Origin of the sequence: Halobacillus litoralis (genome assembly GCF_004101865.1) — a bacterium.
Classification (GTDB): domain Bacteria; phylum Bacillota; class Bacilli; order Bacillales; family Halobacillaceae; genus Halobacillus; species Halobacillus litoralis_A.
Genome location: NZ_CP026118.1, coordinates 3,713,132 through 3,732,342 on the forward strand (window position 1 = coordinate 3,713,132; position 19,211 = coordinate 3,732,342).

16 protein-coding genes, 1 other RNA gene and 1 other annotated feature are annotated in these 19,211 nt (G+C 42.5%); of the genes, 14 read left to right on the plus strand and 3 right to left on the minus strand.

Annotated features, from left to right (window positions below):
- Positions 1–22: 22 nt before the first annotated feature.
- The gene (gene tgt, locus HLI_RS18325; protein ID WP_128526347.1) at positions 23–1,159 is read left to right on the plus strand and encodes a tRNA guanosine(34) transglycosylase Tgt; all 1,137 of its coding nucleotides are present in this window, start codon (positions 23–25) and stop codon (positions 1,157–1,159) included.
- 15 nt (positions 1,160–1,174) lie between these two features.
- On the plus strand, positions 1,175–1,438 hold the full coding sequence (yajC, locus tag HLI_RS18330) for a preprotein translocase subunit YajC (RefSeq protein WP_128526348.1): 264 nt from the start codon (positions 1,175–1,177) through the stop codon (positions 1,436–1,438).
- A gap of 46 nt (positions 1,439–1,484) precedes the next feature.
- Here the strand turns inward: yajC and HLI_RS18335 are convergent, their stop codons facing one another.
- Positions 1,485–1,868, minus strand: coding sequence for a TIGR04086 family membrane protein (locus HLI_RS18335; protein ID WP_128526349.1), 384 nt, complete (start codon positions 1,866–1,868; stop codon positions 1,485–1,487).
- Between the two features lie 122 nt (positions 1,869–1,990).
- On the opposite strand from HLI_RS18335, the gene HLI_RS18340 reads away from it, so the two are divergent.
- A complete protein-coding gene (locus HLI_RS18340; protein ID WP_128526350.1) occupies positions 1,991–3,277 on the plus strand; it encodes an ArsB/NhaD family transporter in 1,287 nt (428 codons plus the stop codon).
- Positions 3,278–3,334: 57 nt separating this feature from the next.
- On the plus strand, positions 3,335–3,991 hold the full coding sequence (locus HLI_RS18345; protein ID WP_128526351.1) for a DUF421 domain-containing protein: 657 nt from the start codon (positions 3,335–3,337) through the stop codon (positions 3,989–3,991).
- Between the two features lie 20 nt (positions 3,992–4,011).
- Here HLI_RS18345 and spoVB read toward each other — a convergent pair whose 3' ends face one another.
- Complete coding sequence (spoVB, locus tag HLI_RS18350; RefSeq protein ID WP_128526352.1) at positions 4,012–5,568, minus strand: stage V sporulation protein B; 1,557 nt, start codon at positions 5,566–5,568, stop codon at positions 4,012–4,014.
- A gap of 115 nt (positions 5,569–5,683) precedes the next feature.
- On the opposite strand from spoVB, the gene HLI_RS18355 reads away from it, so the two are divergent.
- The 10 genes from HLI_RS18355 (at position 5,684) to ssrS (ending at position 18,427) form a co-directional block, all read left to right on the plus strand.
- Entirely contained in the window at positions 5,684–5,974 is a 291-nt protein-coding gene (locus tag HLI_RS18355; protein WP_128526353.1) for a post-transcriptional regulator, read from the plus strand.
- 177 nt (positions 5,975–6,151) lie between these two features.
- Positions 6,152–8,434: a protein translocase subunit SecDF gene (gene secDF / locus HLI_RS18360; RefSeq protein WP_128526354.1), complete on the plus strand. Its 2,283-nt coding sequence runs from the start codon at positions 6,152–6,154 to the stop codon at positions 8,432–8,434.
- A gap of 202 nt (positions 8,435–8,636) precedes the next feature.
- Positions 8,637–8,975, plus strand: a complete 339-nt coding sequence (locus tag HLI_RS18365; protein WP_128526355.1) for a LapA family protein — start codon at positions 8,637–8,639, stop codon at positions 8,973–8,975.
- Positions 8,976–9,031: 56 nt separating this feature from the next.
- Positions 9,032–11,359 (plus strand): single-stranded-DNA-specific exonuclease RecJ, encoded by a 2,328-nt coding sequence (recJ, locus tag HLI_RS18370; RefSeq protein ID WP_128526356.1) that lies wholly within the window; start codon positions 9,032–9,034, stop codon positions 11,357–11,359.
- On the plus strand, positions 11,349–11,861 hold the full coding sequence (locus HLI_RS18375) for an adenine phosphoribosyltransferase (protein ID WP_128526357.1): 513 nt from the start codon (positions 11,349–11,351) through the stop codon (positions 11,859–11,861). The genes recJ and HLI_RS18375 overlap by 11 nt, the downstream gene beginning before the upstream one ends.
- Before the next feature lie 141 nt (positions 11,862–12,002).
- A complete protein-coding gene (locus HLI_RS18380) occupies positions 12,003–14,204 on the plus strand; it encodes a RelA/SpoT family protein (protein WP_128526358.1) in 2,202 nt (733 codons plus the stop codon).
- A gap of 20 nt (positions 14,205–14,224) precedes the next feature.
- Positions 14,225–14,671 carry a D-aminoacyl-tRNA deacylase gene (gene dtd / locus HLI_RS18385; protein WP_128526359.1) on the plus strand — a complete coding sequence of 149 codons (447 nt, stop codon included), beginning with the start codon at positions 14,225–14,227 and terminating at the stop codon, positions 14,669–14,671.
- A 145-nt stretch (positions 14,672–14,816) separates the two neighbouring features.
- Positions 14,817–15,035: a binding site (T-box leader), on the plus strand.
- Positions 15,036–15,105: 70 nt separating this feature from the next.
- Positions 15,106–16,386, plus strand: a complete 1,281-nt coding sequence (hisS, locus tag HLI_RS18390; RefSeq protein WP_128526360.1) for a histidine--tRNA ligase — start codon at positions 15,106–15,108, stop codon at positions 16,384–16,386.
- Between the two features lies 1 nt (position 16,387).
- Positions 16,388–18,169, plus strand: a complete 1,782-nt coding sequence (aspS, locus tag HLI_RS18395) for an aspartate--tRNA ligase (protein ID WP_128526361.1) — start codon at positions 16,388–16,390, stop codon at positions 18,167–18,169.
- 66 nt (positions 18,170–18,235) lie between these two features.
- Positions 18,236–18,427: non-coding RNA, 6S RNA (gene ssrS / locus HLI_RS18400), on the plus strand.
- Between the two features lie 84 nt (positions 18,428–18,511).
- Here the strand turns inward: ssrS and HLI_RS18405 are convergent.
- Positions 18,512–19,171, minus strand: a complete 660-nt coding sequence (locus tag HLI_RS18405; RefSeq protein WP_128526362.1) for an RsfA family transcriptional regulator — start codon at positions 19,169–19,171, stop codon at positions 18,512–18,514.
- Positions 19,172–19,211: the final 40 nt, after the last annotated feature.

Genomic DNA, 19,211 nt, shown 5'->3' on the forward strand with positions numbered 1-19,211 from the left:
AAAGTCAGAAAGGGTAGAAAAAATGGCAGTAACCTATGAGTTGATAAAAACATGTAAGCAGACAGGTGCCCGTTTAGGTAAAGTACACACACCACACGGGTCATTCGAAACCCCTATGTTCATGCCGGTGGGGACTTTGGCAACTGTTAAAACAATGAGCCCTGAAGAATTAGAGCGGATGGGAGCTCAAATCATCCTATCGAATACCTATCATCTCTGGCTCCGTCCTGGGGAGGACATTGTACAGGAAGCTGGTGGATTACACGATTTCATGAATTGGAATGGATCGATTTTGACTGATTCCGGTGGCTTCCAGGTGTTCAGTTTGAGTGACTTGAGAGAGATCGAAGAGAAAGGTGTCCACTTCCGTAATCACATTAGTGGGGAAAAGCTTTTCTTATCGCCTGAGAAGGCGATGCACATTCAAAATGCTTTAGGTGCAGACATCATGATGGCTTTTGATGAATGTCCTCCTTATCCGGCAGAACACAAATATATGAAACAATCTGTAGAACGTACGAGCCGTTGGGCTGAGAGGTGCCTTGAAGGTCATCAGCGCCCTGATGCTCAAGGGTTGTTCGGTATCATTCAAGGCGGGGAGTATGAGGACCTTCGCCGTCAGAGCGCCCAGGATTTAACTTCAATGGACTTCCCTGGGTATGCTATCGGTGGTCTGTCTGTTGGAGAACCCAAAGATGTGATGAACCGTGTGCTTGATTTCACGACTCCATTGCTTCCAACACAGAAGCCTCGTTATCTCATGGGTGTAGGGTCACCTGATTCATTGATCGATGGGAGTATTCGCGGGATTGATATGTTTGATTGTGTTCTGCCAACAAGGATTGCCCGCAATGGAACACTTATGACATCTGAAGGCAGATTGGTCGTACGTAACGCGAAGTTTGCCCGTGATTTCCGGCCGATTGATGAAAATTGTGATTGTCATACATGTCGGAATTATAGTCGCGCTTATATCCGCCATTTGGTAAAAGCGAACGAAACTTTCGGTTTCAGACTTACGACTTATCATAATCTTTATTTTCTGTTAAAATTAATGAGGCAAGTGCGTGAGGCCATTAGAGAAGATCGACTCGGTGACTTTAGAGAAGAATTCTTTGAGCAGTATGGTTTCAACAAACCAAATGCTAAGAACTTTTAGAAAGGGGGAAAATAAATGGATACATTAGTAGGATTATTACCTATTATTCTAATGTTCGTCATTTTCTATTTCCTGTTGATTCGACCTCAGCAAAAGAAACAGAAGAAGGTCCAACAGATGCAGTCTGATCTGCAAAAGGGTGATAGAATTATCACAATCGGAGGAATGCACGGTACGATTCATGCTATAGATGAAGGTACGCTTGTTGTTTCTGTACAAGACGGTACACAAATGAAATTCGACCGCTCTTCCATCCGAGAAAAGCTGAACCAGGATTAAAGAGCAATCCCGTTACATTTATTTGTAACGGGATTTTCTGTATTTCTCATCTTTTCACCGTTCGTCTTGGTAAGTTTACACCGATCATTCCACCTAACCATGCTGCAAGCACTAATCCACCAAAATAACTGAGTTGTGGTAAAGAGACCAGCTGGTTCTCAAAGATGATTTGGAATAAGATCATTGCACTTACAAAAATGAGTCCTGTCATACCTCCAGATAACCATCCCTTTTGTTCTCCTTTGTACGCCGCGAGCATGCCACCGAATGCAAGGATACTGATGCCTGCAATCAATGCCATTTGATTGAGCGTTTGATATTCCATCCCGGTAAACCTTAGTAATAAAGCCAATACCCCTGCGAAAACAATCATGAGAATGAAGATAGAACCTATTCCATACCCTAAAACTCCCTGTAATAAATTTTTCATATCATCCCCCCTAAAAAGCTTGTCTTTAAAACTATATGCATCAATTCTATCGTTATAGAAGCAGATATTTTCCTTTTTACTTGAATAGATATAAGTAAAGTCCGTGTAAAAGGGGAAGATCTATGTCAACTGTACTTGCATTGCTCATATTCGTGGCTAGTTATGTACTGATTATGACTGAAAAGTTGAATCGGGCTCTTGTGGCCATAGCAGGTGGCGTACTTCTATTGGTAACTAAAGTTTATGCATGGGAGGAAGCTTTTGGGTTCATTGATTGGGAAACAGTCGCATTGTTATTTTCGATGATGGTCCTTGTATCCATCACAAAAAAGACGGGGATATTCACCTTCATGGCGATCCGGCTGGCTCAAATGGTACAAGGCCGTCCTGTGCCATTACTGATGGTAACTGCTTTATTCACAGCAGTCGGTTCGGCTTTTTTAGACAATGTTACGACGGTCCTTCTATTTGTTCCTGTACTTTTGTCTTTGGTCGAACGTTTGAAACTTCCCGCTTTTCCGTATTTAATTACAACGATTTTCAGTTCGAACATCGGAGGTACAGCTACATTGATCGGTGACCCACCTAACATCATGATCGGACAAGCCGTTGAGCATTTCAGTTTTGTTTCTTTTTTATACCACCTCGGTCCAGTAGTGTTGATTATTTTTGTAGTAGTTATTGGCAGTACGATTCTGTTGTTCAGAAAAAGCTTGAGCTATGATGAGAAGCTGGCTGCTGCATTAATGGAGATGGATGCCAAAGAACATTTGAAAGTTTCCCGACTGCTTGTTCAGTCCATATCCGTCTTACTCCTTACCATCACCGGTTTTATGATGCACCCGTTCATCCATATGGACATTACTACGATTGCAGTAAGTGGAGCGTTGTTGTTGTTATTCTTGTCTGAGAAAGAGTTGGATGTTGAGCATGTATTTCAGGAAGTAGAGTGGGTCACTTTATTTTTCTTCATGGGGCTTTTTATGTTAGTGGGAGGCTTGGAAACCGTTGGAGTCATTGATGAATTGGCCAGGGGCATGGTCTGGATTTCAGGAGGTGACATGCCTGTTACATCACTGGTCATGTTATGGAGTGCAGGAATATTGTCAGGTGTTGTAGATAATATCCCGTTTGTGGCAGCCATGATTCCAGTGGTGCAGGAACTGCAAGGGTATGGCATGATGAACGTTGATCCAGTGTGGTGGTCATTAGCCCTTGGTGCATGCCTTGGAGGGAACGGAACATTAGTGGGTGCTTCGGCTAATGTCGTTGTTGCAGGTTTAGCGGCAAGTCATAATCAACCCATTCCTTTTTTGAAGTTTTCCTTTTACGGTATCCCAGTATTATTATTATCTCTGCTAATTTCCACGGTTTATGTGTGGTTCCGCTATTTACTTCCCTTCCTCTAATAAATTTAACAAAATAGGTGATGTTAACAAGAGGCAAACCTTTAAGGAAGGTAGTGGATGGATGTGCTTGTACTTTCCGTCATGTTTCGTACTCTTATCACCTATTTGATCATTTTGCTCGTATTCCGGTTTATGGGTAAACGTGAAATCGGTGAATTGAGCGTCATGGACCTGGTTGTTTTCATTATGCTCGCAGAAATAGCTGTTTTCTTGATTGAAAAACCAGACGCTCCTTTATGGCAAGCGATTGTACCTATGGCTATATTACTGACCATTCAATTAGTCAGTGCGTGGGTCTCTTTGAAAAATCAACGATTCCGTAATTGGTTTGATGGAAAGCCCTCAGTGATCATTAAACATGGGAAAGTGGATGAGCATGAAATGAGACGGCAGCGTTACAATTTTAATGATCTGCTTCTTCAGTTACGTGAACACGGCATTCAACAAGTCGATGATGTAGCCTATGCGATTTTAGAACCTTCTGGTAAACTATCCGTTTTTGAGAAAAAAGAAAATGGAGGTTCTGATTATGCTGTCGTACTTATCGCTGATGGAAAAGTTCAATATAGCGGTTTGAAGACGATTCGAAAACATAAACAATGGCTGTTAAACGAAGTTCGTAAACATGGGTTTCAGTCGTTTGAGCAAATATCCTTATGCACCATCAATGATCAAGGAGAACTAAAAATCGATGAAAATAATGAATACACATAAAAAATAACCGCAGGAGGCGGTTATTTTTTATGGAATAAGCGATTCCAAGGAATTAATTTCCATTCTTCCTTACTTAGCAATTTGAATAGGAACAACAGGAAGATATAAAGCAGGGAAAGAGCGATCCCCATTGTTAACAGTTGTGATAAAGGTTTGCTGGCAAGTAACCAGTGATGTTTCCATTGAAAACCGATATAGCCAGTGATGCCTATGACCATTATGAATTTCATGAACATCTGAATCGGAAAGGAGACCACTTTATATTTCATCAAGACTCCTAAATGTAATAATGTTACGATGACTACACCCACAACCATGGCTATGGCCACGCCATGAATACCGAATTCCGGACGTGAGCTTAAACTTACTAATACTGCAAATTTAATGATTGCTCCTATCAGCGTATTCCACATTGCCGGTCGGGCAAGGTCCAAGGCTTGCAGGGTTGCTTGCAACGGTGTTTGGATATAATGAAGCAGAAAGAATGGCGCCATGAATTGCAGCATGAATGCCGCATGACTTGTCCCATATACGGTCGTTAGGATTACAGCTGGAAAAATCATAAATACGATGGTGATCAAACCGCCGGAAGCAATCGATAAACGGATTGATTGCATAATTCTATACTGTATGGTCTCATATTGTCCTTTGGCTGCCGCTTCACTAATCGATGGGACTAAAGCAATGGATAAAGCGTGCGTCAAAAAGGTAGGCAAAAACAAGAGTGGCAACACATAACCAGTCAGTTCTCCATATTGTTTGGTGGATTCGATTGCTGCTATACCAGCGAACGCTAAACTTTGTGCCACAAGTATCGGCTCAAAGAAATACGTTACTGAACCAATGAATCTGCTGCCTGTGGTCGGAAGTGCAATCGTCATCAGCTCATTCAATGTCCGACGCCCTTCCCCTAAATGCTTTTTCCATGATTTTCTTAGACGGAAACTCTTATGAACGTTAAACTGACGCATCATATAGAGCAAGGATATGAATTCACCTAAAACAGCAGAAGCCATTGCACCGGCAGCGGCAAACTCGACGCCATAAGGATAGAGCATTTTCGTAAGGAAAATGACTGATCCTATACGTACAACTTGTTCAATCACTTGTGATAATGCTTGTGGTTTCATATTCTGTCTGCCCTGGAAATAGCCTCTTATGACAGAAGAAACCGCGATGATAGGGATGATCGGTGTGACGGCCAAAAGTGGGTATAGGGCCCTCGGATCTGTAAGGAAGAAGGTAGCGACTATGGGTGCAAGTAAAAAAAGTCCGATCGTAAAGAGAATACTTAATGTACCAGTCACGGCTAAGGAAACGACAAGGATGCGCTTGATTTTACTCTCATTCCCTGTAGCCTCGGCTTCGGAGACCCGTTTCGAGATTGCGACGGGTAAACCGAACTGAGTAATAGTGATAGCCAGAATCAATGTAGGCAGGGCCATCATGTAAAGGCCGACTCCTTCTGGCCCCATGACTCGAGCTACGACGATCCGATTGATGAACCCTAATAATCGAGTGATCAGTCCAGCTGCTACGAGGATGAGAGCCCCCTGCAGAAAAGTTTGTTTTGACATATGTTTAATCCGCCTTCTCAAAGAATTAAAATTCAGCTACAATGAATTATATGCGTGAAGATGGACAAGGCATGACAAACGATTATGGGAAATGACTAGAGTGAGGAGCAGCTAAATGGAACAATATAAAAATGTCAGCGGATGGCGGGAAGAAGTGGCACTTGTATTGAGGAGTAAGGTAGAAGAATTTCACCTCTTAGGTTATAAGAGGGCAACTGAGCGAGAGTTGTGGGATTGCTTAGTGAAGAAAGTGTGGAAAGACGACACGGAAAAAAGGCTTTACCAAGTGGTCCAGGACATTTTTCACCTTTCCACGCACACCTATACCAGTTACTTGACGACGGAAGCCTATCAGAATGACGATTTGCTTGCTTCCCTTGAAGCCCTCAATAATTCAACGGATTAGTTGTATCTGGTCTGCAAGTTTCTTTATTGACAGGCTTATTGTTGCGAAAAGTAAAAATAGTAGTAGAATAGGTACGGGGATTGGTTCCTTGATCCTGTAATTGAATTTATACATAAATACGTTACAAGCGGTTAGATATGTCGCATGTGTCAACACATAAAGGAGGAAGAAACAGGTATGGTGAAACGAGGGCGGATCGTCGCCTTTTTCATTGTAGTCTTATTACTAGCGGCTACGATTGGGACGACCATTACAGGTGTAACAAAAGATATTAAATTAGGACTGGACTTGCAGGGTGGCTTCGAAATCCTCTATGATGTCGAACCACTGAATGAGGAGCAAGAGGTTAATGATCAGGTGCTGGAAGCGACAGCTGAATCATTAAGTGAGCGTGTCAATACATTAGGAATCAGTGAAACAAACATCTCCATTGAAGATCAGGGGAGAATACGTGTCCAGCTTGCTGGTGTGGAAGATCAACAAACAGCAAGGGAACTCCTGTCTACGACTGCTGAGCTCTCTCTGCGCGGCACGGATGGAAAAGAATACATGGATGGGTCTGATTTAGTTGAAGGAAGTGCACAGCAATCTTTCAATCCTGATACGAATGAACCTATCGTGACATTGAAGGTGAAAAGCGCTTCAGAGTTTTACGATGTCTCTGAAGAGATCTATAATACACCGGATGATCCGAGTACGCCATATCCTGACGATTTATTAGTGATCTGGCTTGATTACAATGAAAATACATCATTTGCTGAAGAGTATGGCAAGGAAGATCCGGCCTACATTTCAGCACCATCTTTCCGGCAGAACGGGCCGATCCGGAGTAATTCGATCCAAATCAGTGGAGACTTTACCGTTGAATCAGCTAAACAGCTGGCAGATATTCTGAATGCAGGTTCCTTGCCGGTCAACTTGGAAGAGACCTATTCGACCTCTGTAGGGGCACAATTCGGTGAGCAGGCTATGAACAAAACGATTCTTGCTGGATTTATCGGTATTGCAGCGATTTTCATATTCATGATTGCTTACTACCGTTTCCCGGGCATTATCGCAACCATTACATTGTCTGTCTATGTCTATTTGATACTGGTCGTCTTTGAGCTTATGAACGGTGTCCTTACGCTGCCTGGTATCGCTGCATTGATTCTCGGTGTTGGTATGGCTGTGGATGCGAATATCATCACATATGAAAGAATTAAAGAAGAGCTTAAGTCAGGGAAGACTTTACTCTCTGCTTATAAAGCCGGGAATAAACGCTCACTATCTACGATTTTAGATGCGAATATCACAACCTTGATCGCAGCGACAGTACTCTTCATCTTTGGAACAAGCTCGGTCAAAGGTTTCGCCACGATGTTGATTGTCAGTATTTTAGTCAGCTTTATCACTGCGGTATATGGGACCCGGTTATTCATGAGTCTATGGGTGAAGAGCCGTTACCTGAACAAACGTCCTAAGTGGTTTGGTGTGAAACCAGAGGATATTCATAACATCGAAGACGGAGCCGAGGTGGAAGCGACATTTGCCAAGCGTAAATTTGACTTTGTCAGTTTACGTAAGCGTTTCTTTGCTATATCGATTATCTTAGTGTTGGCAGGAGTATTGGCTCTCGCTGTATTCCGCTTGAATCTAGGCATCGACTTTTCTAACGGTTCACGCGTTTCGATTTTGTCTGATGGGAATATTAGTGCTTCCCAAGTTGAGGAAACATTGGAACAGGAGTTTAATGTGAACCCTGAAAAAGTGATCATCTCAGGGGACAATAACGAAATTGCAGTTGCCCGTTTTGATGGGGAGTTGGAAAAAGACACAGTTGGTGAAATTCAAAGCTACTATGAAGAAAAATATGGAAACACTCCGAACATAAGCACGGTTTCACCAATTATTGCTAAGGAACTAGCAAAAAATGCAGCACTAGCTGTCTTGTATGCATCGATCGGAATCATCATTTATGTGACGATCCGATTCGAGATTTTCTTTGCTTTGACAGCGATCATTGCATTATTACATGACGCTTTTTTCATTATTGCGTTCTTCAGTATTACAAGGCTGGAGTTTGATATTACAATCATCGCTGCTATCTTGACCATTGTCGGTTATTCCGTCAACGACACCATAGTAACCTTCGACAGGATCAGGGAAAACTTGAGAATGAAGAAGAAAGTCAAATCATTCAAAGAGCTCGCGCAAATTGTCAATGACAGTTTGATGCAAACCTTAGCACGTAGTTTCAATACTGTTATTACGGTAATATTCGCAGCAGCTATGCTGTTATTCTTTGGAGCATCGTCAATCACGAACTTCTCTTTCGCTCTTGTAATCGGATTGCTTGCAGGTACGTATTCATCCTTGTTTATTGCCTCCCAACTGTGGTTGGTCTGGCGTGGACGTAACATTAAGGATAAACCGATCAACTATGTGAAAAAGAAAAAAACAGACGGCCCGCAAGTGTAAAACCATGGGATTAAATCAGGTTGCTTGAACCCTGAGAAATAAGAATGGAAAGTTATCGTTAGAGCGTTATCCCGGTGAATAAACAATTCAGTGAAAGGACCTTACCTTAAAGATGGTAAGGTCCTTCTTGGTTAGACAGCCCTCATCAAGGGTATATAAATAAAGATCATATATTTTTTCATTCAGAAAGGAGAGGCTCAAAGTGAAAGGCCAAACATACCTTATCCTGGCATTCATTTTTGCTTTATTGATTGCTATTTTTGCTGTCATCAATGTCGACCCTGTACAGGTTAATTACTTATTCGGATCGGGGGAGGCACCTTTGATCCTTGTTATTTTGATTTCAGTCTTGTTAGGTGGCCTGGCGACGGCATCTGTAGGAGCTGTACGATATTTTAAATTGAAGCGTGAAAATCGTACTTTAAAAGAAAAATCTTCTGCCGATGCCCCTGTTTCCTCTTCTCCCGCGTATGCAGAGGAAAATCGTGATCAAACAGAAGAGACGGCAGATGAAGATGATTCGCCTCCAAAGGTGACATGATTGAGTTTGCTACCCCTGGGTCGCTCTTGTATAATAGACGGGTCAGGGGTGAACTTATGATACAAAGTAAGATGAAATGGAATTTTACATATAGGGATCTTTCTCAAACATCGGAAGGATTAGCTGGTGTGACACCACTTACCCGCCAATTGCTTGAGAAAAGAGAAATCTATGATGCACAGACAGCGGAGAGTTTTTTGCATCCGTCTTTAGATGATTTACACGATCCTTTTCTTATGGATGGGATGGAGAAGTCTATTTCCCGTGTTAAAGAGGCAATCGCGCAGGAGGAACCGATATTAGTTTTTGGTGACTATGATGCTGATGGTGTCAGTTCAACAACTTTGATGGTAGAAGCTTTAAGGAAAGCAGGAGCAGATTGTGACTTCTATATTCCTAATCGCTTTACAGAAGGATATGGACCGAACGAAGCAGCGTTCCGATTTGCCAGTGATTCAGGTTACGCTGTAATCATAACTGTCGATACAGGTATCGCTGCGATACCAGAAGCGGCATTTGCAAAAGAACTTGGTATTGATTTGATCATAACGGACCACCATGAAGTTCAGGAGGTTCTTCCGGAAGCATTTAGTATCATTCATCCGAAAACTTCTGCGGATTACCCGTTTCAGGAACTGGCTGGTGTAGGCGTCGCTTTTAAGTTTGCTCAAGCTTTGCTTGGCCGCTTTCCGAAAGAGTTTCTCGATCTCGCAGTGATAGGTACGATTGCTGATCTTGTTCCTTTGAAGGGGGAGAACCGGATTTTAGCAGCTGTCGGTCTCCAAGCAATCTCTCGGTCCAACCGACCAGGTATACAAGCTTTAAGAGAGGTTTGTTCCATCGAAGGGGACATGAACGAAGAAACGATTGGATTCACAATTGGTCCGCGTCTCAATGCTGTCGGCCGTCTTCAAGATGCTTCTCCAGCCGTGGATTTATTATTGTCCGAGAGTCTTGAAGAAGCTAAGGAAATCGCTGCTTTCATCAACCAATTGAATCAAGAACGGCAGAAAATCGTAGCGGCTATTGCCAAAGAGGCAGAAGAGATGGTTATGAATCAGGAAGGCGATACAGATAATGTTATAGTCGTAGCTAAAGAAGGCTGGAATCCAGGTGTGTTAGGAATTGTTGCTTCTAAACTGGTAAGGCAATTTGATCGTCCTTCCATTGTACTTGCGATAGATCCTGAAAAAGGTGAAGCGAAAGGTTCGGCACGAAGCATCGCTGCCTATGACCTCTTTGCAAATTGTATGGAAGTCCGTGGACGGTTTTTGCATTTTGGAGGACACGCACAAGCTGCGGGAATGACACTCAAAGTTGAAGAAATCGAAGGCTTGAGGAGAGATTTGATTCAGCTTGCTGAGGAAAAACTTTCAGAGGATGATTATCAGCAAGTCCTTGAAGTAGAAACTACAGTAGCATTAGAAGATATTTCTTTAAAACAAATTGAAGAAGTGGACCAGTTACGTCCGTTCGGTATGGGGAACCCTAAACCACTGTTTCATCTTAAACATACTCCTAAAGAAGTCCGGCTGATTGGAAGTAAAAAAAATCATCTGAAATTCCAATTCCAAAGTGAACAGGCACGTGTCGATGGAATTGCTTTTGGAATGGGCGATCTCTATTCTCAACTTTCTCCGCAGGCCACGTTGGATATTGTAGGAGAGTTGGGTATCAATGAGTGGAATGGGCGGAAAAACTTGCAAGTCATGATCAAAGACATAAGAGTAGATGAGTGGCAGTTGTTTGATTATCGTGGATCTAAACACATAGAAAAGAATCTTGTCATACCTCCTGCAGAGTCGTATACGGCAGTCAGTTTCCGTAATCAAACAAAAGCTCCTTTAGACTTACCGGTTTTCCGAGCGGAAGATTTGCCTCGTGAAGGTGATATGGATGGTCTCCTGCTCATAGACTTACCGCAAACCATGAGTCAATTGAGTGAACTGTTAGAACGTTTGCAGGTGAGAAAGGTATTCGCCTGCTATCATTTGGAAGAAAGCACCTTCTTAAAAACCTGGCCTTCGAGAGACCATTTCAAATGGTTTTATGGTATGCTATTGAAGCGTGGGAGTTTCAACATAGAGAAGGAGAGTGATCTTCTTGCCGATCGCAAAGGATGGGATCGTTCTATGGTGGAATTTATTTCAGAGGTGTTTTTTGAACTGGACTTTGTTAAAATAAAGAATGGGATTATTACGGTTGCATCACAACCTTCACAAAAGGATTTGAATGAATCATCGCTTTATCGTGAAAGAGAAGAACAACTTCAAATGGAGCGAACGTTATACTATTCCACATATAAAGAATTAAAAGATTGGTTTGATCAACATCTGAACCAACCTTCTAAGCATGTCAAGGAGGAAGTAGTTTATGGATTATAAAGAACATATCGCGATCGTTGAGGATTGGCCAAAAGAAGGGGTCCAGTTTAAAGATATCACCCCATTGATGGATAATGGCCCAGCCTTTAAAGCAGCGGTCGATGAAATTGTAGAATATGCAAAAGATAAAGAAATTGATATTGTTGTAGGCCCTGAGGCGCGTGGCTTTATCGTCGGGTGCCCAGTCTCTTATGCTTTGGAAATCGGGTTTGCTCCGGTCCGTAAAGAAGGGAAACTGCCGCGTGATACCATCAAAGTCGATTATGGCTTAGAGTATGGAAAAGACGTGTTGACCATTCATAAAGATGCAATCAAGCCAGGTCAACGTGTGTTGATCATTGACGACTTGCTGGCTACGGGTGGTACGATTGAAGCGACCATCGATCTTGTCGAGCAGCTGGGTGGAGAAGTTGCGGGTTGTGCTTTCTTGATTGAACTCACATATTTAGATGGGCGCAGCAAGCTGAATAACCATGATGTGCTAACTTTAATGCAATACTAATAATGAAAGAGTGCCCTTATCAAGGGCGCTCTTTGTTTTACAGATAGAGGAAAAGTTTTTCGCTTTACAAGAGAAACGCTTTTTTTGATAATAATAACCAAATAAACTTTGGGAAAGTTTTAAAGAAACTAGGGTGATTGAATGGCGAAAGATACAGTTCTAACTGCAGAAGAAGTCATAGAACAAGCAAGCCAGTATTTGAATGAGTCGGATCTGGCCTTTATTCGTCGTGCTTATGAATTCGCTGAACATGCACACAGCAATCAATTTCGTAAATCTGGTGAGCCTTATATTATCCACCCCATACAAGTTGCAGGGATACTTGTGAATTTAGAGATGGATCCAGAAACGATTGCTGGAGGATTTCTTCATGATGTGGTAGAGGATACGGAAGTCACGCTGGAAGAAATAGAGAAAGCATTCAGTGAAGAGGTGTCCATGCTTGTAGATGGAGTAACGAAGCTGGGCAAAATCAAATATAAATCTAAAGAAGCACAACAGGCAGAGAACCACAGAAAGATGTTCGTAGCAATGGCTAAAGATATGCGTGTCATTTTGATCAAGCTTGCCGATCGCTTACACAATATGCGGACATTGAAGCACCTGCCTGCTGAGAAACAACGTCGCATTTCCAATGAAACACTGGAAATATTCGCACCGTTAGCTCATCGTCTTGGTATTTCGACCATCAAGTGGGAACTGGAGGATACAGCCCTTCGTTATTTGAATCCTCAACAGTATTATAGAATCGTACACTTGATGAAGCAGAAAAGAAACGAGCGGGAGCATTACATCGAAGAAGTGATTGATGAGATTCATCAGCAGTTGAAAGAGGTCAATATTGAGGCAGACATGAATGGTAGACCGAAGCATTTATATAGTATCTACCGTAAGATGGTACTGCAAAATAAACAATTCAATGAAATCTATGACTTGTTAGCCGTTAGAATTACAGTGAACAGCATTAAGGATTGTTATGCGGTCCTGGGAATCATCCATACTTGCTGGAAACCGATGCCGGGCAGGTTCAAAGACTATATTGCAATGCCTAAGCCTAATCTTTATCAATCCTTGCACACTACGGTCATCGGGCCAAAGGGTGACCCTTTGGAAGTTCAGATTCGTACTCATGAAATGCATGAAATCGCTGAGTATGGGATTGCTGCCCACTGGGCTTACAAAGAAGGAAAACAGACTTCTGAACAAACGTTTGAAGAGAAATTGACCTGGTTCCGTGAAATCTTGGAATGGCAAAGTGAAACGCATGACGCTGAAGAGTTCATGGAGTCACTTAAAGTAGACTTGTTTTCCGATATGGTGTATGTATTTACTCCAAAAGGGGATGTCATAGAGCTTCCGTCTGGTTCTGTACCCGTAGATTTTGCTTACCGCATCCACACAGAGGTGGGGAATCAAACCATCGGCGCTAAAGTGAATGGGAAAATGGAACCACTGGACTATGTGCTGGACACTGGTGACATTGTCGATATCATGACATCGAAACATGCGTATGGTCCATCAAAAGATTGGATCAAGCTAGCGCAAACCTCTCAAGCAAAAAACAAAATTAAACAGTTTTTCAAAAAACAGCAAAAAGATGAAAATATTTCAAAAGGTAAAGAACTTGTAGAACGTGAAATCCGCAATTTCGGTTTACAGCCAAAGGATGTCTACTCGACCGATAACTTGAATCGTGTTTCTGAGAAATTCAACTTTGCCAACGAAGAAGACATGTTTGCAGCTGTAGGTTATCAAGGGATTACAGCAGCTCAGATTGCTACACGTTTGACAGAGAAAATAAGAAAGCAAAAGAAACAAGCGCAAGACTTAGAGCAAACCCTTGCTGATGTGAATACAACAGAAATAAAAACACCACCAAAGACCAATAAGAAAGATTCCGGCGTCAGAGTTGAAGGGGTAGACAATCTCCTTGTCCGTTTGTCGAAATGCTGCAATCCAGTTCCGGGTGACGACATTATCGGCTATATTACGAAGGGGAGAGGCGTGTCCGTACACCGTACTGATTGTCCCAATGTACAAACAGAAGAAGCTCAAACCCGACTGCTGCCAGTCAAGTGGGAAACATCCGTTACGGATTCTAAACAGTATCACGTAGACTTGGAGATCTGGGGTTACGATCGAAGAGGTTTGCTAAATGAAGTATTGCAAGCAGTGAACGAAACGAAGACGAATATCACCGCTGTATCCGGCAAGTCCGATCGTAATAAGATGGCGACGATCCATATTACGATTTTGATTCAAAACACGAATCATTTACGGAGAATTGTAGAACGTATCAAACAAATTCAAGAAGTGTACACGGTTCGTCGTGTCATGCAATAGTTGAAAAAGGGGATATTATCATGAAAGCAGTCGTCCAACGTGCGGTGGATGCTTCCGTAGTTGTGGAAGGTGAATCTATCGGAAGCATTGATTGTGGCCTCGTGGTATTGCTAGGTGTTACCCATGAAGACACCGAAGAAGATGCCCGTTATTTAGCCAAGAAAATTCCTTACCTTCGTATTTTTGAAGATGAAGATGGAAAAATGAATCGCTCGCTTGTCGATATTGGCGGGCGCATGTTGTCGATTTCTCAATTTACTTTGTATGGGGATTGCCGAAAAGGTCGTCGGCCGAATTTCATGCAAGCGGCTAAGCCTGCTGAAGCTGAAGAACTATATATCAGCTTTAATGATAAGGTAGTGAACGAAGGTGTAGAAGTAGAAACAGGGGAATTCGGAGCAATGATGAATGTTCAATTAACGAATTCCGGTCCTGTGACTTTGATTGTTGACAGCAAAGAACGATAACGTAAAAGCAGCTCAGGGAACCTTATCGCAAAAAGGATTTAGTACCCTGCTGGGGATACAAATAATTTCACAAGTAATTTCAAGTACAGCTTGACATTTAGTTGAGTGAAGCTATATGATAGTAATCAATTCTAAAATGAATCGAATAAAACCATTGAGGGAAAAAGTAATCAGTATCCATACGACCAGAGACAGAATGCCTTAGGCTGGAAGCATTCATTCGTGCTGCACTGATGAAAGACGTTTCTTAGGTTCTGCATCGAACTCCACAGTAGGTGCAGACGTTCACAGGCGTTAACTGTTTTGAGCGGGAGCAGCAATGCTCCAATCAGGGTGGCAACGCGGGTTTAGTCCCGTCCCTTTTCCGATCGTCGGAAAAGGGACGGGACTTTTTTTATGAGAAATGATGGTTTAAATCTTAAGGAGGAGATTGAATGAATATCAACGCCCCGAGAGGTACACAGGACATTCTTCCAGGTTCTTCAGAAAAATGGCAATTTGTTGAACGACAATTAGCGGATTTATGCCGCCGTTATCACTATAAAGAAATCAGGACACCTATTTTTGAGCATACAGAGCTTTTTCAACGTGGTGTTGGAGATAGTACAGATATTGTTCAAAAAGAAATGTACACATTTGAAGATCGCGGGGGAAGAAGTGTTACGTTAAGACCTGAAGGCACAGCTTCAGTTGTTAGATCTTATGTGCAAAATAAAGTGTACGGGCTGCCGAATCAGCCTACAAAGTACTTTTACATGGGGCCGATGTTTCGGTATGAACGACCTCAACAGGGTAGACAGCGCCAATTCATCCAGTTCGGGATAGAAGCTTTAGGCAGTGATGATCCAGCCATTGATGCAGAAGTGCTGTCTCTGGCATTGAATTCATATCGTGAGCTTGGTCTGCAGTCATTGAAATTGGTATTGAATAGTTTAGGGGATAAGGAGAGCAGAGAAGCCCACAGGCAGGCTCTTATCCGTCATTTCGATCCATATAGAGATGAACTTTGTTCTGATTGTCAAGTGCGTTTGGATCAAAATCCGCTGCGCGTACTTGATTGCAAGAAGGATAGAGATCACCCGGCAATGGCGACGGCGCCTTCGATCCTGGAATATTTGAACGATTACTCCAGCGATTATTTCGATAAAGTGAAAGAGTACTTAGATGTGATGGGCATTCAATATGTGATTGATCCCAATTTAGTAAGAGGATTGGATTATTACAATCACACTGCTTTTGAGATTATGAGCGAAGCGGAAGGATTTGGAGCTATCACTACGTTAAGTGGCGGGGGACGTTATACAGGTCTGGTGCAAGAGGTAGGCGGCCCTGAGACTTCAGGAATCGGTTTTGCTATGAGTATTGAACGTTTATTGATGGCACTGGAAGCAGAAGGCATCGAATTACCGCTGGATGAAGGTTTGGATTGCTATATGATCGCTATGGGTGAAGAAGCCGATAAAGTAGCTGTCAGGCTTACCGATCAATTGCGAGGGGCCGGCGTACAAGTAGATAAAGATTACCTTGGCAAAAAGATGAAAGGACAGTTTAAAACAGCAGATCGGCTAAATAGTAGATATGTCCTCGTATTAGGAGCGGAAGAGTTAGAAAACCAAGTGATCAATGTCAAAGAGATGGCATCCGGAGAGCAGAAAGAAATATCCCTTGATGCGATCATTGATTATATGAAAGAACAATTAGCAGGAGGCGAATGATATGGAACGACTCAACTGTGGAACATTACGAAGAGAACATTTGGATCAGGAAGTCACCCTCAAAGGATGGGTGCAAAAACGGCGCGACTTAGGTGGATTGATTTTCATTGATCTGAGAGATCGTTCCGGATTAGTCCAGGTTGTATTCAATCCAGAAACATCTGGTGAAGCTTTGCAGACAGCAGAGAATGTTCGGAGTGAATATGTATTGGAAGTAAAAGGGGTAGTAGTAGCCCGTGACCCTCAAACAGTGAATTCAAACTTGGGTACAGGGGATGTGGAAGTCGCAGCACATGGTTTGACAATTCTTAATAAAGCGAAAACGCCACCGTTCATGATTGAAGAACAATCAGAGGTTTCCGAGGACCTTCGTTTGAAATATCGCTACCTGGACTTGAGACGCAAAGAGATGCAGGAAACTTTCAAACTTCGTCATCAGACGACGCAGTCGATCCGAAACTTCTTGAATGAGGAAGAATTCCTTGATATGGAAACACCGATGTTAACGAAGAGTACACCGGAGGGCGCAAGGGATTACTTGGTGCCTAGCCGTGTACATGAAGGAGAGTTTTATGCTCTTCCTCAATCTCCGCAGCTTTTCAAACAGCTTTTGATGATGTCCGGGTTTGAAAAATATTATCAAATCGCCCGCTGTTTCAGAGATGAAGATTTACGTGCAGACCGCCAACCAGAATTCACTCAGGTTGATATCGAAACTTCTTTTCTGTCTAAAGATGAGATCATGACATTGACAGAGCGGATGATGAAACGAGTGATGAAAGAAGTTAAAGGACTGGAAATTGAAACTCCTTTCCTACGCATGCCATATGAAGAAGCTATGGAGAGGTTCGGTTCTGACAAACCGGACACCCGCTTTGGTCTTGAGTTGGTGAATATATCTGAGGATGTAAAGGATTCTGGGTTCAAAGTATTCAGTGGGGCCGTATCTTCCGGCGGGCAAGTGAGTGCCATCAATGTTCAAGGAAAATCGGATGATTTTTCCCGTAAAGACATTGATAAAATGACGGAAGATGTGAAAGTATATGGAGCGAAAGGTCTAGCTTGGTTAAAAGTAAAAGATGGTGAATTCAATGGTCCGATCGCCAAATTCTTCTCAGAAGAAGAAACGGCAGCTTTGAAAGGAAAGTTGTCTGCTGAAGAGGGGGATTTACTCCTTTTTGTTGCTGATAAAACTTCGGTTGTCCAGGATAGTTTAGGAGCACTGCGCCTGAAGTTAGGAAGAAGATTGAATTTGATAGATGAATCACAGTTCAACTTCCTTTGGGTTACAGATTGGCCATTATTCGAGTACGATGAGGAAGAGGGACGCTACCACGCGGCTCACCATCCTTTCACAATGCCTGAAGGTGGAGACATAAAGCAGTTGAAGCGGAACCCTGAAGATGTGCACGCTGAAGCCTATGATATTGTGCTTAACGGATATGAATTAGGTGGAGGGTCTCTTCGTATCCACCAAAAGGAAATTCAACAAGAAATGTTTGAAGTGCTCGGCTTTAGTCAGGAAGAGGCGAATGAACAGTTCGGGTTCTTACTGGAAGCACTTGATTATGGTACTCCACCACATGGTGGAATAGCTTTCGGATTAGATCGTTTAGTTATGCTGCTGGCTGGACGTACGAATTTACGCGATACAATTCTTTTCCCTAAAACAGCTTCAGCAGCCGACCCGATGACGAATGCCCCAGGGCCGGTAGATAAAGCTCAATTGGATGAACTTCATCTGCAGTTGAAGTTAGCTGAGCAGTCTGGATCAGATATTTAAAACTGGTGTTTACTTCTTGATAAGCTTATTTTTATATGCTATGATTACCTTACAAAATTAAAGAAGCCAATCCTGATGTGTACGTTGTTCGAATGTACGTTTTGACCGAACATTTTTGAAACGGGAGCCTGGGTTTCCACACGGAATGCACGCCTCTTAACCATCACTGATGGGAGGACGCAAGAAGTGTGGAACAGGGCACCCACCTGCCTGGAGCGGGTTCAAAACTCATGATACGACGGCACAATTGGGATTGGTTTTTTAATTTAAGCTTTTTACATAAATAAACGAAAGGAGTTTTCCGTTAAATGGGAAACTCCTTTCGTTTTGTATGAATGTTGTTTATCGAGCGACGTTTTCCAGGTTTCCATTCTTTTCCATGCGAAACTGTGGTTTATAATTTTGGTCCTGCTCGTCGAACATCACCATTTTTCTGGCCCGATCCATAATATGGATGAGAGCTTGGTAGTCTTCTGTCATCGACTCTAATTGGCTGTTCAAATATTTATTTTGTTCCAGTAATTCCTGGTTCTGCAGCTCTAATTGGGAAAACTGGTGTCGGATGTTCCCAGAAGCTGTCGTTTCCTGTTGTAAGGAAGTTAAAAATTCAATGACATCTTCTAACTGAAGCCCCGAATGACCTGTTTCTTCCTGCTGTATGACAGGTGTCTTACTCGGTTCAGGTAATAAAATGTCTTCTTCTTGTTTTTCGGCCTGATAAACAACTGGCTTGTGCTGTCGTTGCAAAAGGGGCTGCTGTTTTGCTTCATTCCGTTTTTTCTCTTTACGCTGTTTCTTCGCGAGTTCTACAGCTTGTTCATACTTTTGACGAACTTCTGCATTCCAGCGAAAACCACACGCTGCTGAAGTCCTGTTAAGAATATCACCGACTTCCTCAAACGCCAACAATTGTGTGCTGCCTTCACGGATGTGCCTAAGCACTGTTTCAGCCAGCAATAAATCATCTTCATGAGACCATGCATCTTGCCTTACTTTAGGCATATTCACCACTCCTATTTAATTTTGAAAGATAATAGTTTGT

Excerpts from the sequence above, each read along its gene's own strand:
- HLI_RS18345 (WP_128526351.1), top strand. The coding sequence starts at position 3,335 with ATGGATGTGCTTGTACTTTCCGTCATGTTTCGTACTCTTATCACCTAT.
- tgt (WP_128526347.1), top strand. The coding sequence starts at position 23 with ATGGCAGTAACCTATGAGTTGATAAAAACATGTAAGCAGACAGGTGCC.
- HLI_RS18340 (WP_128526350.1), top strand. The coding sequence starts at position 1,991 with ATGTCAACTGTACTTGCATTGCTCATATTCGTGGCTAGTTATGTACTG.
- HLI_RS18405 (WP_128526362.1), bottom strand. The coding sequence starts at position 19,171 with ATGCCTAAAGTAAGGCAAGATGCATGGTCTCATGAAGATGATTTATTG.
- recJ (WP_128526356.1), top strand. The coding sequence starts at position 9,032 with ATGATACAAAGTAAGATGAAATGGAATTTTACATATAGGGATCTTTCT.
- dtd (WP_128526359.1), top strand. The coding sequence starts at position 14,225 with ATGAAAGCAGTCGTCCAACGTGCGGTGGATGCTTCCGTAGTTGTGGAA.
- HLI_RS18380 (WP_128526358.1), top strand. The coding sequence starts at position 12,003 with ATGGCGAAAGATACAGTTCTAACTGCAGAAGAAGTCATAGAACAAGCA.
- hisS (WP_128526360.1), top strand. The coding sequence starts at position 15,106 with ATGAATATCAACGCCCCGAGAGGTACACAGGACATTCTTCCAGGTTCT.
- HLI_RS18375 (WP_128526357.1), top strand. The coding sequence starts at position 11,349 with ATGGATTATAAAGAACATATCGCGATCGTTGAGGATTGGCCAAAAGAA.
- yajC (WP_128526348.1), top strand. The coding sequence starts at position 1,175 with ATGGATACATTAGTAGGATTATTACCTATTATTCTAATGTTCGTCATT.
- secDF (WP_128526354.1), top strand. The coding sequence starts at position 6,152 with ATGGTGAAACGAGGGCGGATCGTCGCCTTTTTCATTGTAGTCTTATTA.
- spoVB (WP_128526352.1), bottom strand. The coding sequence starts at position 5,568 with ATGTCAAAACAAACTTTTCTGCAGGGGGCTCTCATCCTCGTAGCAGCT.
- HLI_RS18335 (WP_128526349.1), bottom strand. The coding sequence starts at position 1,868 with ATGAAAAATTTATTACAGGGAGTTTTAGGGTATGGAATAGGTTCTATC.
- aspS (WP_128526361.1), top strand. The coding sequence starts at position 16,388 with ATGGAACGACTCAACTGTGGAACATTACGAAGAGAACATTTGGATCAG.
- HLI_RS18355 (WP_128526353.1), top strand. The coding sequence starts at position 5,684 with ATGGAACAATATAAAAATGTCAGCGGATGGCGGGAAGAAGTGGCACTT.